The organism is Pantoea phytobeneficialis (assembly GCF_009728735.1).
Lineage (GTDB): Bacteria > Pseudomonadota > Gammaproteobacteria > Enterobacterales > Enterobacteriaceae > Pantoea > Pantoea phytobeneficialis.
Genome location: NZ_CP024636.1, coordinates 200,802 through 215,600, shown reverse-complemented (window position 1 = coordinate 215,600; position 14,799 = coordinate 200,802). Strand labels below are relative to the sequence as shown.

Sequence of the window (14,799 nt, the reverse complement as noted above, 5' to 3'; positions counted from 1 at the left end):
ATGTTTACACCGCTATATTCTGCGGGTACTGTATGTTCCTCAAGCGCAAATTGTTCAATCTCGATGTGAAGGATTCTCATGATCGAACTCAAACACCTGCGAACGCTGCAAGCGTTAAGGAATACCGGTTCGCTGGCTGCCGCCGCTGCCCAGCTTCATCAAACGCAATCGGCGTTGTCTCATCAGTTCAGCGATCTGGAGCAACGGCTGGGCTTTCGCCTGTTTGTGCGTAAGAGCCAGCCGCTACGCTTTACGCCACAGGGGGAGATCCTGTTACAACTGGCTGAGCAGATCCTGCCGCAGATTCAGCAAGCCTTGCAGGCTTGTCATGAGCCGCATCAAACCACGCTGCGTATTGCGATTGAGTGTCACAGTTGCATTCAGTGGCTGACGCCTGCGTTAAATAATTTCCGTCAGAGTTGGCCCCAGGTGGTGATGGATTTTAAATCTGGCGTGACCTTTGACCCACAACCAGCCTTGCAACAGGGTGAGCTGGATGTGGTGCTGACCTCGGATATTCTGCCGCGCAGCGGTTTGTTCTATTCGCCGATGTTCGATTTTGAGGTGCGCCTGGTGATGGCCCCGGATCATCGACTGGCAAACGTTGAGCACATTTCACCGGAAGATTTGGCAGATGAAGTGCTGATGATTTACCCGGTGCAGCGTCAGCGTCTCGATATCTGGCGAAACTTCCTGCAACCGGCAGGCATCAGCCCAGCCCTGAAGAGTGTCGATAATACCCTGTTGTTGATTCAGATGGTGTCAGCCGGTATGGGCATTGCGGCGTTACCACATTGGGTAGTGGAGAGTTTTGAACAACAGGGGTTGGTGGTGACGAAAACGTTGGGCGATGGGTTGTGGAGCCGTTTGTATGCGGCGATGCGCGATGGTGAGCAGCGTCAGCCGGTGCTGGAGGCGTTTGTGCGCTTTGCCCGTCAGCATGCCTGCGAACATTTGCCGTTTGTACGTGATGCTGCGCGCCCGGGTTCGTTACAGCCCCTGTCTTCCTGAGTTAGCCTGCTCTATAATGCGCCGCCTTAACCCGCGACCAGGAGATTTTCACCATGACTAATAACGATGTGCTGCGCAGTGTGCGCTATATGCTGGACCTGAGCGACAGCAAAGTGGTGGAGATTTTTGCGCTGGCAGGCAGCGATGTGCCGCTGGAAGATGTTCAGGCATGGCTGAAGAAGGACGATGACGCTGCATATCGTCCTTGCCCTGACGTGCTGATGGGGTATTTCCTTAACGGTTTAATTTTCCATCGTCGTGGTAAAAGCGAAGATGCGCCTGCGCCGTCGATTGAGCGCCGGATGAATAACAACATTTTCCTGAAGAAACTGCGCATCGCGTTTGCCCTGAAGACCACGGATATCCCCGAGGTGTTGCTGAAGGCGAACTTTAAAGTTTCTCAGGCGGAGATTGGCGCGATTTTCCGTAACCCGGATCATAAAAACTATCGCGAGTGCGGTGACCAGATTCTGCGTAACTTTTTGAAGGGGTTGACGCTGGTGCAGCGTCCAACCCCCGTCAAAAAGGCTTAATGGCTGGTGGTGGTCTTTCCCAACACCCAGCGTTTATGAACGTAAAGTGACGCAAAAATCACGATGGCTCCAGCGATAAAGCTGGGCCAGTGCGGTTTTTCCTGCCAGATCGCCAGGTTCACCAGCAAGCCAGCCGGAACGTGCATATTGTTCATAATCCCCAGCGTCCCCGCATCCACCTGGGTCGCGCCGTAGTTCCACATAAAGTATCCCAGGCCAGACGCCGCAACGCCGAGCCACACCAGAATGCCCCATTGCAGCGAAGTGGTCGGCAGTTTGTTGGGATTACCCCACAGGCTCCAGGCAATCACCGCAATAATCACCGCGCCGAGGTAGAACCAGGAAAAGGCGGTGTGCTGCGGCATCGGACGTGTTTCCTGCAAACGCTTGTAACCTACCATGCCAATGGCAAAGCAGATATTCGCCGCCTGCACCAGCAGCAGGCCAAACCAGAAATGATCGCTGACTTTGTCGTAACGGATAATCGCCGCGCCAATCACCGCCAGCATGGCGCTAAAGGCATAGCCGATGCGCAGTGGACGCCGACTGAGCAAATCATAAATCAGGGTGACATACAGCGGTGTCATCACGGTGAACAGCAGGAATTCGGTGACGCTCAGATAGAGATAGGCTTCGAAACTCAGCAGGTACATGACACCCAGTTGCAGCATTCCCACCAGCATATACAGCAAGATGGTTGAAGCGCGATAGCCACGCCAGCGCAGGAAGGGCAGGAACACAATGGCTGCCAGCGCCAGGCGCATCAGCACCGAGAACCAGGAATCCACCTGACCCGCCAGATATTCCCCGATTAAACTAAAGGAAAAAGCCCACAGAATGGTGGTAACGATCAATAACAGCACGGTAACGATCCCAAAATGAACAGTGCCGTTAGTGTAAACAAACTGTCGCTGCCTCGTTGAATTATCTGGTTTACAATCGGATAAAACACAAGCACCCCGTAGCGGCGCGATTTATCGCGCGGGTTTTTCCTGCAACGCACACGAAATTGCGCGATAAATCGCGCCGCTACGGATCAGGTTATGCCAGGAACAATTTACGCAGCGTCTGCGGTACAGCGTCTTCGGCATTGCTGCCAATCACTTCCAGCGCAGGCAAGGTATCTTTCAGACGCTGATGGGCATTACGCATGATGCAGCCCTTACCGGCCATGCTGAGCATCTCGACATCGTTCATGCCATCACCAAACGCGATGCACTCTTTCAATGAATAGCCGAGCTGTTTTGCCACCGCTTCCAGCGCATGTCCCTTGGAGACACCCCCCGCCATCACTTCGAGACAGGTCGGCAGCGAGAAGCTGACATTGACCCGATCGCCCCAACGCGCCTCAATCGCCTGCTCCATCGGGATCAGATGCTCAGGATCGTCGCAGGTAAAGAACACTTTGCTGATGCCATCGCTCGGCAGCATCCCCGGCTGGTAAACCTGGTAGTTAAACACCGATTCACGAAAATAATCCTGCTCCGCCGGGCGGTGACGGCTGATAAACCATTCGTCGTCACGGTAAACGTGGGTCAGAACCTGTTCATCGTGGTATTTCAGGCCATACAGATCCTGGGCGATGTCGGCATCCAGGTTATGGCTGAAGATCAACTCGCCGTCAGCATTGTGCACGCGTGCGCCGTTGGAGGTAATCATATAAGCCGGGATGCCGAGTTTGTCGCGCATCTGACCCACATCGATATAGTGACGACCGGTGGCAAAAACGAAATGGACATCGCGTGCCACCAGCTCCTGCAACGTGGTGCGGGCGAAAGGGGTCAGACGATGGTCTGGTGAGAGCAGCGTGCCATCCAGGTCGGATGCGACGATGTGGTACATGGAAACCTCTGGTATTAATGTCGGTTGGCCGTAGCCGGAAAATAAAAAATCAATTAAACGTGGCGCGCAAAAAAATCCACCACCGCATTTAGCGCCTGGGCGCGCATCGCGTCTGTTTCAAACAGGATCTCATGGCGCGCGCCTTCAATCACATAAGGCGTGACACCCTCGCAGGGATGCCCTGCTGCTGCCATCGCCTCACAAAACAAATCCTGCGAGCGGTTATCCACCACCCGGTCTTCGCTGGCCTGCATCAGCAGCATCGGCGTGGTGATGTTATTCACCTGACTGATAATGCTGCGACCCGCCTGCACCCCTTCACGTACCCAATGGTAAGTCGGGCCACCGACGCGAATCGCCGGATCGTCAGCGTAAAAACGCAAGTTGCGCTGATAACGTTCCCGGCTGTGGGTCAGCTGATTGATGCCGAAGGGATGGGCCCGCCAGCGCCCGGTGCCGAGGGCATAACCATCGCGCAGCGCGGGCATTTTCTCTGCCCAGTCAAGAATGCGGTGCGCGAGGAAAGGCGGCAGCGGCAAGGTAATACCAAACATCGGTGCCGCCAGCGCCACGGCGTGAAACGCCCGTGGCTGACGCGCCAGAAACAGCGCAAGGATCGCCCCGCCCATCGAATGCGCCAGCGCATAGCGCTGCTGGTAATGGCCACTGACGATCTCTTTCAGATAAAGCGTTTCCAGATCGTCAACGTAATCATTGAAATCCACCACATGCCCGCGGTGGGAATCTTCCAACAGACGATCGGAGCGTCCCTGACCTCGATGGTCAATAATCACCACATCAAAACCACAGTGGAACAGGTCATAGGCCAGCTCCGGGTATTTGATGTAGCTTTCAATACGTCCGGGAACAATCAGAATGACACGATGATGTTGCGGAGAAGTGAAACGAACATAGCGCAGGGTGAGATTCCCCACGCCGGTAAATTCACACTCTTCACGACGGTGCCAGAAGTCGAGCAGCGGACCGGTAGCAAAGGAGGCAAACGCCTTTTCACGCCTGAGCCAACTCTGTTTTATCTTCTGCATCCGCCCTCCTGAAAAAAACGTCAACGCCACACGTCCACTCCATAGCGTGCCGCGATTTTCTGGCGTATTGTGTCACACTTCGCTTACATCAGGGAATGTCACACATGACCATTGAATGGTGGTTAACCTACCTGCTTACCACAACCATCCTTAGCCTCTCGCCGGGTTCCGGCGCGATTAACACCATGAGCACCGGCATCAGTCACGGCTATCGCGGCGCAGTGGCCTCGATATCTGGCCTGCAAATTGGTCTGTCGGTACATATCGTGCTGGTGGGTGTGGGTCTTGGCGCGCTGTTTTCTCAGTCGCTGCTGGCGTTCGAAATCCTGAAGTGGGCCGGTGCCGCCTATTTAGTGTGGCTGGGTATTCAGCAATGGCGCTCGGGTGGCGCGCTGGATCTCAATGCTGTCGCCAAAGCGATGCCGCGTCGTCGCCTGTTTAAGCGCGCGGTGTTGGTTAACCTGACTAACCCCAAAAGCATTGTGTTTCTTGCCGCGCTGTTCCCGCAGTTCATTCAGCCGCACCAGCCACAGCTGATGCAATATCTGGTGCTCGGCGTCACCACGGTGGTCGTAGATATTATCGTGATGATTGGTTATGCCACGCTCGCCACCCGCATCGCCGGTTGGATTAAAGGGCCGAAGCAGATGAAGGCAATGAATCGAACGTTTGGTGGTTTGTTTATGGCCGTCGGTGCGTTGTTAGCCAGCGCGCGCAGAATCGCCTGATAGTTCGTAGCGGCGCGATTTATCGTGCGCCTATAAACCCGCGCGAAAAATCGCGCCGCTACGGATAAAATTACCGTGAAATGATCAGGTGGATGCCGAAGCCGGCAAACAGGACACCCGCCATACCATCAACCCACTTCGCCATGCGCTGATATTTATCACGCATCCACGGCAGAGCAAAAATCGCCGCCACCACGGTAAACCAGGCGAAGGTTTCCACCAGAATCAGCAGGAATAATCCCCAGCGCTCCATTGCGCCGACATCATTGCCAACAAACAGCGAGAACACGCTGCCGAAATAGATAATGGCTTTCGGGTTGGAGAGGTTGGTCAGCAAGCCTTTAAGGAAGCTCATCCCTTTTTTCGGCAGCTCCACGACGGGTGCTTCGCTGTTTGGCTGCTGATGACGCTGACGCGCCGAACGCATCAACTGCCAGCCCATCCACAGCAGATATAAGCCGCCACCTACCATGATGATTTGATGCAGCCACGCCATTTTTTCCAGGATCAGATGCAGACCCATCAGCGCCACACCGGCCCACACCATTACTCCCAGCGTGATCCCCAGCACCCCCATCATCGCTTCTTTACGCGAGCGGCTGGCAGCGGTCTGCGAGACAAAAAAGAAATCCGGGCCAGGACTCATCAGCGCGACCAGATGTACCAGTGCGACGGTAGCGAATAACATCAACATGCTTTTTTTCCTTTACTCTTCATCAAGATGTTCTTTGATCATCACCAGGAACGGTTTACCAAAACGTTCCAGTTTGCGATGGCCGACACCGTTCACGCTCAGCATTTCTGACGCGCTCACCGGCATCTGTTCCGCCATCTCAATCAACGTGGCGTCGTTAAACACCACATAGGGCGGAATATTCTCCTCGTCAGCAATCGCTTTACGTAACTTACGCAGCTTGGCGAACAGTTTGCGATCGTAATTGCCGCCATAGACCTTCGGCGAGCTGCTGCGCGTTTTCACCGTCACAATTCGCGGCACCGCCAGCATCAGCGGGATTTCTGCACGCAGCACCGGACGAGCCGCTTCGGTAAGTTGTAACGCGGAATGCATGGCGATATTTTGCGTCACCATTCCGAGATGGATGAGCTGACGCAGCACGCTGACCCAATGTTCGGTGCTGTTATCCCGGCCAATGCCGTAAACCGGCAATTTGTCGTGCCCGTTATCGCGAATACGCTGGTTGCTGGCACCGCGCAAAACTTCAACAATATAGCCCATGCCGAAGCGCTGCCCGGTGCGATAAATGCTGGACAGCGCTTTCTGCGCCTCCACCAGACCATCGTAACGACGCGGTGGATCGAGGCAGATATCGCAGTTGTCACACGGCTGCTGACGTCCCTCGCCAAAATAGTTGAGCAGCACCAGACGACGGCAGGTTTGCGCTTCAGCAAACGCGCCCATCGCATTGAGTTTATGGCGTTCAATATCCTGCAACGGCCCAGGCGTTTTCTCTTCCAGACATTTACGCAACCAGGCCATATCGGCCGGGTCGTACAGCATCATGGCTTCGGCAGGCAGACCGTCACGTCCGGCGCGGCCCGTTTCCTGATAATAGGATTCGATGTTACGCGGAATATCAAAGTGCACCACAAAACGGACGTTGGGCTTGTTGATGCCCATGCCGAACGCCACGGTAGCCACCACAATTTGCAGGTCATCACGCTGGAAAGCCTCCTGCACCCGCGCACGCTGGGCGCTGTCGATACCGGCATGATAAGCACCCACGCTCAGACCACGGCTTTGCAGGCGAGCAGCGGTGTCTTCCACCTTGGCGCGGCTGTTGCAGTAAATAATGCCGCTTTTGCCGCGCTGGTCCTGAACATAGCGCAGCAACTGCTCGGTCGGTTTGAACTTCTCCACCAGCGTATAGCGGATGTTCGGTCGATCGAAGCTACTGATTTGAATCAGGGGATCGTGCATCTGCAACAGATGCGCGATGTCATTACGCGTGGTTTCGTCAGCGGTGGCGGTCAGCGCCATCACCGGCAGCTCCGGGAAGCGCTGGCGCAGTTGGCCCAACGCACCATACTCCGGGCGGAAATCGTGGCCCCATTGCGAGATACAGTGCGCTTCATCCACCGCCAGCATCACCGGATTCCAGTGGTGCAGGCTGTCGAGGAAGTTATCCATCATCAGGCGTTCAGGCGCGATATAGAGCAGTTTCAGGCGACCGCTACGACAATCGGCAAACACCTGTTGCTGCTCTTCACGCGTCTGGGTGGAGTTAAGGCAGGCCGCAGCCACACCGTTAGCCAGCAATTGATCGACCTGATCTTTCATCAGGGAAATCAACGGCGAAACCACCAGCGTTAATCCCTCACGCACCAGCGCCGGAATTTGATAACACAGCGATTTGCCCCCGCCGGTGGGCATAACCACCAGGCAATCGCGCCCTGCCAGCGCCGTTTCGATGATGGTTTGCTGGCCGGGACGAAATTGCTGGTAGCCGAAGGTATCCTGTAATACCTGCTGCGCCAGCGTTTCCTGATTGAGCACTGCCGATGTTGCCACGGTAATCCTGTTGTTTGCTTATCAGAACAGATCGTTGAGCGTTACGCCGACACCCACACGCGTCTGGCGGTGGTTGTAGTCGATGAGCGATTCACCATAGCCGCTAAACAGCTGCGTGTAAAAACGCACATGCTCGCTGATCGGGTAGCTCCAGGCAAAGGTTGCACCGCCGTAGCCACTGTTCCAGTTGTAATTGCCTTCCACGCTAAAAATGCTTTCGCCGTACATGTAACCCAGCTTCGCGCGGTAATAGCCCATGTATTTGGTGATATCCGGGTTGTCATCATTGCTGGCGCTTTCCGGGATACGATACCAGGGTTTGATCTCGGCGAGGAAATTGCCGTTCTCCGCCATCAAGCGCGCATATACGCGGTTCCAGCTACGCGAAGTCGGATCGCTGCGGCCGTTTGACTGATGGTTCAGACCCATCTCCACATCGCGCAATGTCCAGCCACCCAGCGAGTAATCCGTCGCCCAGCCGAGGAAAATCTGCGGCTCATAGTTGGTTTCACGAAACGGTGAAGAGGCGCCACGATTGGAGAGCTGCCACCAGGAACGCTGGGTATAAGACGCCGCCAGTACCGAATTGTCGCCCAGAATACCGCGCCACAGCGGAAAGGCCAGACTGAGCTGGAATTTTACTTCATCCTTTTTGGCTTTGTCTGCCCAGTCGTAAGAGGAAATGGCCTCTTTGTTCATGTCGCTGGTGTAGGTGTAAAGCAGATAGTTGTTTTCGTAGGGATAAAGCACGAATGGGTTATCGTGTTTCTCCAGCAGGTTAGCAATAATACTGCCCTTTACCGCTGGTGCATCATGAACCTCTTTAATCGTGGCTTCATCCGCCTGCGCCATAGCAGGAATTAACAGAGCCGCTGCCAGCAAGGCGCGCTGCTTACGCATAGAATTCTCCAGTGGGCACTGCATAGTCGTTTGGTAACGGTTTAAAAAAGCAGGTCATTCTACACACAAACTTAACCCTTGATTAGCGACGATTTCTGAAACTGGAAAGCGGCTCTAACGCGGCATAATATACACAATTCTTTAACATCCATCGCCCCGTACAAGGGGTTGTTTGAAGGCCACCACCATGTCATCACCGATGCTGACACCGCAGGAAGCACGCCGTCTGATTGGCGAAATTTTTGTTTATCATATGCCGTTTAATCAGGCACTTGGGCTGGAACTGGATCGGCTCGAACCCGATTACGCCGAACTGGGTTTTGCCAATAAAACCATGCTGGTGGGGAATGCCGCGCAAAGTATTTTGCATGGCGGCGTGATCGCCTCGGTACTGGATGTTGCCGCTGGCCTGGTTTGCGTCAGTCATTCGCTGACGCGCCAGGAGAACATCAGCGAAGAGGAGCTGCGCCAGCGCTTGTCGCGGATGGGTACGATTGATATGCGCGTGGATTATCTGCGTCCGGGTCGCGGCGAGCGTTTTGTCGCCACCAGCAGCCTGCTGCGTGCCGGTAATAAAGTCGCGGTCGCCCGCGTTGAAATGCATAACCAGCAGGGTGATTACATCGCTACCGCCACTGCGACTTATCTGATCGGTTAGGAAATCATGGATACACAACAAACGCGCCAGGGTATCGGCTATGCACTCGGCGCCTATTTCCTGTGGGGGGTGGCACCGGCCTACTTCAAGCTGGTCAAGGTTGTCCCTCCACTTGAAATCATGACGCATCGGGTGATTTGGTCAGCATTGTTTATGCTGCTGTTGATCACCCTCAGCCGTAACTGGAACCAGGTATGCAGCGTGATGCGCCAGCCAAAAAAAGTGCTGTTGCTGGCGTTCACCGCCTTCACCATAGGCGGTAACTGGCTGCTGTATATCTGGGCGGTGAATAATCAGCACATCCTTGAAGCCAGCCTCGGCTATTTCATCAGCCCATTGTTTAACGTGGTGCTGGGGATGTTGTTTATGCGCGAGCGCTTCCGTCCCCTGCAATGGTTGGCGGTACTGCTTGCCGCGCTCGGGGTGCTGGTACAGCTGTGGAAGTTTGGTTCGGTGCCGATGATTGCCCTCGGGCTGGCGCTGACCTTTGCGTTTTACGGCCTGATGCGCAAGAAAATTCAGGTCGATGCGCAGAGCGGTATGCTGATTGAGACGCTGTGGATGTTCCCGCTGGCGGCGATTTATCTGTTTGGTTTTGCCGATAGCGCCACCAGCCATCTGAGCGCCAACCCGATAAGCCTTAACCTGAAACTGGTCGCCGCCGGGATTGTCACCACGGTACCGCTGATGCTGTTTGCCGCCGCTTGCACGCGTTTGCGTCTCTCAACGATCGGTTTTTTCCAGTATCTCGGTCCAACGCTGATGTTCCTGCTGGCGGTGGTGTTTTATGGCGAAACCGTCACGCCAGATAAAATGGTGACCTTTGGCTTTATCTGGCTGGCGCTCGCCTTTTTTATTGTCGATGCCGCGATTGCCTCAGCTCGCACGCGCGTGCGCGTAGCGTGAGATAAAACGCGCCAGCGCTGGGCCGGTAAGCAAAATGGTGAACAGACGCAAGGTCTGCAATGCCATCACAAAAGCGATATCGACCCGGCTGCCTGCGGCGATGATCGCCACCGTATCCAGCCCGCCAGGGCTGGTTGCCAGATAAGCCGTCATCAGATCGACGTGCAACACCCGCGTCAGCATCCACGCCAGCCCACCACACAGCAACATCAGACCAATAATCGACACCACCATTTGCGGCAGAGTGCGTAGCGCCAGCAGGAAAATCGGGCGGGTGAAACGCAGTCCGACGCTCCAGCCGATTAACGCATAGGCCAGCGCCAGCAGCCATTCCGGCACCTGTAACGTCGCCACGCCCGTGCCCTGCATCGTGGCGCCAATCAGCGCCGGTAATAACAACGCGCCAGACGGAATCCGTAACTTTTGCCCCAGCCAGGCACCGGCCACCATCACCACTAACGTCAGAAGAAAGCTGCTGTTGAGTGCAGGAAACCAGACCAGCTCGGCGTTACCGCCGCTGCTACCCAGCCCGATACGCGCCACCACCGCAGCGGCCGTGGCAACAAACAACACGCGCAGATACTGCATAAACGCCACCAGCCGCACGTCAGCACCAAAATCACCGGCCATTGCCACCATCGCCGAGGCACCACCGGGAGAGGAGCCCCAGGCACCGGTTGGTCCGGGCAGATTACTGAAACGCACCAGCAGGAAGCCAGACAACCCGCTGGCGGCCAGCGTCAGTGCCAACACCGCCAGCACCACCGGCCAATCCTGCAACAGGGGTGGCAGTATCGCCGGTGACAGGGTTTGCCCGATCATGCAACCCAATACTGCTTGTGCCAGCACAAACAAGCGTTTATCGATGCGCACCGACGCGCCAGAGAGTCCCATGACGGTGCCGACAATCATCGGGCCGAGCAACAACGCCGCAGGCAGGTGAAACAACTGGAAGATAATTCCCAGAATCAGTGAAGCAATCAGCAGAATGGTCCACTGCTGTCGCAAAGAGAGACGCGCCATAAGGTGGGATACAACGAATTAGTTAATCAGCAGGAAAGAACAGGTTACGCAGAATTGTGATTTATAGCCAGAAAATCGGGCCGTGTAGACGGCCCGACAATTGTTACATATTGCATGCGTAGCGGCGCGGTTTAGCGCGCAATGTTACAACCAGTTTTTACGTTTGAAGTAGAGATAAGGTGCCAGACCCGCGAGAATCATCAACCCAATCGCCGCCGGGTAGCCAAAGCTCCACTTCAGTTCTGGCATAAATTCGAAGTTCATCCCATAGCTGGACGCCACCAGCGTGGGCGGCAGAAACACCACCGACACTACCGAGAAGATTTTGATGATGCGGTTCTGCTCGATGTTGATAAAGCCCATCGCCGCCTGCATCAGGAAGTTAACCTTCTGGAACAGCGATTCGTTGTGCGGCAGCAGAGACTCGATATCGCGCAGGATCTCACGCGCCTGCTCCAGTTGGTTCGCCGGTAGACGCGCTTTGCGCACCAGGAAGTTCAGCGCACGCTGGGTATCCATCAGACACAGACGGACCTTCCAGCCGATATCTTCCAGTTCCGCCAGACGCGACAGCGCTTCGTCGTACTCTTCGCCCTGCTGCCCTTCCATAATCACGCGGCTCAGCTTTTCCAGCGCGCTGTAGATGTTTTCGATCTCATCCGCCAACTGTTCGATTTTGGTTTCAAACAGATCCAGCAGCAGTTCAAACGCATTGCCGTCAATCAGGGTTTGGTTACGGGCGCGCATACGATAGAGACGAAACGCGGGCAGTTCACGCTCGCGCAGCGTATAGAGGCGATCTTCACGGATGGTGAATGCCACGGTCGAGTTACCGGCATGATCTTCCGCATCTTCATAAAAGAAGAAGGAGTGAATATGCAGGCCATCTTCGTCTTCAAAGAAACGCGCCGAGGCTTCGATGTCTTCCAGCTCCGGGCGTGTTGCCAGGCTCTGGCCCAGCTCACTTTGCACCCGTTCGCGCTCGCCTTCATCGGGCTCGATCAAATCGACCCACACGGACGCGTTGAGTTTGTCGTTATGGTCTTCCAGTTCGAGACGCGTCAGGCGGCTGCGATCCAGTTTAAATGCGCTCAGCATAGCAATACTCCCCATTGCAGACTTAATGGGACAAGGCGGTGAACCGTTGCGCTTACGCAAAACGGGCACGGCAAAGCCTGAACACCGAAACTTTCGTTCCAGGGGTAAATCAGTGCTGACTCATGCGACGGGACAAAAAGGGAGGTCGCTGATAACCGCTAAGGCTACCAGCTAAGAGGTAGCCTTAGATGTTATTCCTGTGAACCAGGGGGTTGAGCCAGCATCGACTGGGCGTGTCCAAGGCATTGTCCTCTCATGATAATAGTGGGCGCATGTTACGCTGAGACGAAAAAGTCGTCAAGGCAGCGCAACCGCGCTACACCGTTTCCAGCCGGGCATAGGCAGCAACCAGCCATTTGATGCCCTGTCCCTGAAAAGCGACCTGCAAACGGCTGTGCTCGCCGCTGCCTTCGAGGTTGATAATGGTACCTTCGCCAAATTTGGCATGGCGTACACGTTGGCCCAGCGCGAAGCCGCTGTCGTTTTGCGCGATCGGTGTTCCCATGCGCTGATGATTGACCGGACGGCTCACGCTGGCACGTAAACGTACCTCTTCCACACAATCTTCCGGCAGTTCACCAATGAAACGTGATGGCCGGTGATACACTTCCTTACCATAAAGACGCCGTGTTTCCGCATAAGTCAGCGTCAGCTTTTCCATCGCACGCGTCACGCCAACATAAGCCAGACGACGCTCCTCTTCGAGACGGCCACCCTCATCGAGTGACATCTGACTTGGGAACATGCCTTCTTCCATCCCGACGATAAACACCTGGCTGAACTCCAGACCTTTCGCCGAATGCAGCGTCATCAACTGAACAGCATCCTGCCATTTGTCGGCCTGGCCTTCTCCTGCTTCCAGCGCTGCATGGGAGAGGAAAGCCTGCAACGGCATCAGATCTTCGTCTTCATCCTGGTAGCTGAACTGACGCGTGGCCGTCACCAGTTCCTCAAGGTTTTCGATACGCGCCTGGCCTTTTTCGCCCTTCTCCTGCTCGTACATCAGCCACAGCCCGGAATCTTTGATCACCCGATCAGTTTGTACGTGCAGCGGAAGTTCCGCAGTTTCACTGGCCAACGCATCCACCAGTTCGCAGAAACGTTGTAGCGCCGAGGCTGCACGCCCCGCCAGCACCCGATTTTGTAGCAGTTCACGCGTTGCCTGCCACAGAGTCAGCTGTTGTTCGCGCGCCGTCTGACGTACCACGTCAAGGGTACGATCGCCTACGCCACGGACCGGAGTATTCACCACGCGTTCAAACGCCGCATCATCGTTGCGGTTCGCCATCAGACGCAGATAAGCCAGTGCGTCCTTGATTTCCTGACGCTCGAAGAAGCGCATGCCGCCATAGATCCGGTATGGCATGCTGCCCTGGAGCAGCGCCTCTTCCAGCACGCGTGACTGGGCGTTGCTGCGATACAGAATCGCGCAGTCGGCCAGCGCGTTACCGTTCTCATGCCAGGCTTTAATGCGGTTGACCACGAAGCGCGCTTCATCCAACTCGTTAAAGGCGCAGTAGAGGGAGATCGGTTCGCCATCGCTGCCATCGGTCCACAACTCTTTACCGAGGCGGCCATTGTTGTTGGCAATCAGGGCATTCGCCGCTTTCAGGATGTTATTGGTGGAACGGTAGTTCTGCTCCAGGCGGATGGTTTCTGCGCCAGGGAAATCCTGCAAAAACCGCTGGATGTTTTCCACCTGCGCACCACGCCAGCCGTAGATCGACTGGTCATCATCGCCAACGATAATCACCCGGCCGGTATCACCCGCCAGCATACGAATCCATGCGTATTGAATGTTGTTGGTGTCCTGGAATTCGTCCACCAGCACGTTACTGAAACGCTCGCGGTAATGATTGAGGATATGGGGTTTATTCAGCCACAGTTCGTGCGCACGCAGCAGCAGCTCGGCAAAATCCACCAGACCGGCGCGATCGCAGGCTTCCTGATACGCCTGATAAATCCGCAGCCAGGTTTGCTCCACCGGGTTGCCGTAGCTTTCAATATGTTTGGGGCGCAGACCTTCATCTTTCTTGCCGTTGATGTACCACATGCCCTGACGCGCAGGCCATTGTTTTTCATCGAGGTTCATCGCTTTGATCAGACGCTTCAGCAAGCGCAGCTGATCTTCGCTGTCGAGGATCTGAAAATCCTGCGGCAGCCCGGCATCAAGATGGTGGGCGCGCAATAAACGGTGCGCCAGGCCGTGGAACGTGCCGATCCACATGCCGCCCTGGCTGGTGCCGATCAGTTGATCGATACGATGGCGCATCTCTGCGGCGGCTTTGTTGGTAAAGGTCACCGCCATAATTGAGTAAGGCGAGCAATTCTCTACTGACAACAGCCAGGCAATGCGATGCACCAGCACACGGGTTTTGCCACTGCCTGCTCCGGCCAGCACCAGCAGGTTGCTGCGCGGTGCGGCGACCGCCTCGCGCTGTTTGTCATTTAAGCCGTTAAGCAGATCAGAAACGTCCATAAGCACCGTTTAAAAAAAGAAGATCACCCAATAGCTGGGTAAATA

At 55.4% G+C, this 14,799-nt stretch carries 15 protein-coding genes; 5 read left to right on the top strand and 10 right to left on the bottom strand.

The window, feature by feature from the left end:
* Window positions 1–78 precede the first annotated feature (78 nt).
* Together metR and CTZ24_RS00940 are read left to right on the top strand one after the other, a co-directional pair.
* Entirely contained in the window at window positions 79–1,011 is a 933-nt protein-coding gene (gene metR / locus CTZ24_RS00945) for an HTH-type transcriptional regulator MetR (RefSeq protein ID WP_021183810.1), read from the top strand.
* Window positions 1,012–1,064: 53 nt separating this feature from the next.
* Complete coding sequence (locus CTZ24_RS00940; RefSeq protein WP_021183809.1) at window positions 1,065–1,544, top strand: YehS family protein; 480 nt, start codon at window positions 1,065–1,067, stop codon at window positions 1,542–1,544.
* Here CTZ24_RS00940 and CTZ24_RS00935 read toward each other — a convergent pair.
* The 3 genes from CTZ24_RS00935 to pldB form a co-directional block, all read right to left on the bottom strand.
* Window positions 1,541–2,407 carry a carboxylate/amino acid/amine transporter gene (locus CTZ24_RS00935; protein WP_021183808.1) on the bottom strand — a complete coding sequence of 289 codons (867 nt, stop codon included), beginning with the start codon at window positions 2,405–2,407 and terminating at the stop codon, window positions 1,541–1,543. The genes CTZ24_RS00940 and CTZ24_RS00935 overlap by 4 nt on opposite strands.
* 178 nt (window positions 2,408–2,585) lie before the next feature.
* Entirely contained in the window at window positions 2,586–3,386 is an 801-nt protein-coding gene (yigL, locus tag CTZ24_RS00930) for a sugar/pyridoxal phosphate phosphatase YigL (RefSeq protein WP_021183807.1), read from the bottom strand.
* 53 nt (window positions 3,387–3,439) lie between these two features.
* Entirely contained in the window at window positions 3,440–4,432 is a 993-nt protein-coding gene (gene pldB, locus CTZ24_RS00925; protein WP_208724548.1) for a lysophospholipase L2, read from the bottom strand.
* Between the two features lie 104 nt (window positions 4,433–4,536).
* On the opposite strand from pldB, the gene rhtB reads away from it, so the two are divergent.
* A complete protein-coding gene (rhtB, locus tag CTZ24_RS00920) occupies window positions 4,537–5,160 on the top strand; it encodes a homoserine/homoserine lactone efflux protein (protein WP_021183805.1) in 624 nt (207 codons plus the stop codon).
* A 70-nt stretch (window positions 5,161–5,230) separates the two neighbouring features.
* On the opposite strand, the gene rhtC is transcribed toward rhtB, so the two are convergent.
* Genes rhtC through pldA form a run of 3 tightly spaced genes read right to left on the bottom strand, consistent with a single transcriptional unit; the run spans window position 5,231 to window position 8,590 of the window.
* Window positions 5,231–5,854 (bottom strand): threonine export protein RhtC, encoded by a 624-nt coding sequence (rhtC, locus tag CTZ24_RS00915; protein ID WP_021183804.1) that lies wholly within the window; start codon window positions 5,852–5,854, stop codon window positions 5,231–5,233.
* Window positions 5,855–5,866: 12 nt separating this feature from the next.
* Window positions 5,867–7,690, bottom strand: a complete 1,824-nt coding sequence (recQ, locus tag CTZ24_RS00910) for an ATP-dependent DNA helicase RecQ (RefSeq protein ID WP_021183803.1) — start codon at window positions 7,688–7,690, stop codon at window positions 5,867–5,869.
* A gap of 21 nt (window positions 7,691–7,711) precedes the next feature.
* Window positions 7,712–8,590 (bottom strand): phospholipase A, encoded by an 879-nt coding sequence (gene pldA / locus CTZ24_RS00905; protein ID WP_021183802.1) that lies wholly within the window; start codon window positions 8,588–8,590, stop codon window positions 7,712–7,714.
* A gap of 187 nt (window positions 8,591–8,777) precedes the next feature.
* Here pldA and CTZ24_RS00900 point away from each other — a divergent pair, with 187 nt between their 5' ends.
* Window positions 8,778–9,248 (top strand): thioesterase family protein, encoded by a 471-nt coding sequence (locus tag CTZ24_RS00900; RefSeq protein WP_021183801.1) that lies wholly within the window; start codon window positions 8,778–8,780, stop codon window positions 9,246–9,248.
* Between the two features lie 6 nt (window positions 9,249–9,254).
* Window positions 9,255–10,154: an EamA family transporter RarD gene (gene rarD, locus CTZ24_RS00895; protein WP_208724547.1), complete on the top strand. Its 900-nt coding sequence runs from the start codon at window positions 9,255–9,257 to the stop codon at window positions 10,152–10,154.
* Here rarD and CTZ24_RS00890 read toward each other — a convergent pair.
* From CTZ24_RS00890 to uvrD, 4 genes are all read right to left on the bottom strand, one after another.
* Entirely contained in the window at window positions 10,125–11,177 is a 1,053-nt protein-coding gene (locus CTZ24_RS00890) for an AbrB family transcriptional regulator (RefSeq protein WP_021183799.1), read from the bottom strand. The two genes, rarD and CTZ24_RS00890, sit on opposite strands and share 30 nt — an antisense overlap.
* A gap of 144 nt (window positions 11,178–11,321) precedes the next feature.
* Entirely contained in the window at window positions 11,322–12,275 is a 954-nt protein-coding gene (corA, locus tag CTZ24_RS00885; protein WP_021183798.1) for a magnesium/cobalt transporter CorA, read from the bottom strand.
* Window positions 12,276–12,459: 184 nt separating this feature from the next.
* On the bottom strand, window positions 12,460–12,516 hold the full coding sequence (ysgD, locus tag CTZ24_RS26890) for a YsgD/CorL family protein (protein ID WP_367617716.1): 57 nt from the start codon (window positions 12,514–12,516) through the stop codon (window positions 12,460–12,462).
* A 75-nt stretch (window positions 12,517–12,591) separates the two neighbouring features.
* Entirely contained in the window at window positions 12,592–14,754 is a 2,163-nt protein-coding gene (gene uvrD / locus CTZ24_RS00880; protein WP_021183797.1) for a DNA helicase II, read from the bottom strand.
* Window positions 14,755–14,799: the final 45 nt, after the last annotated feature.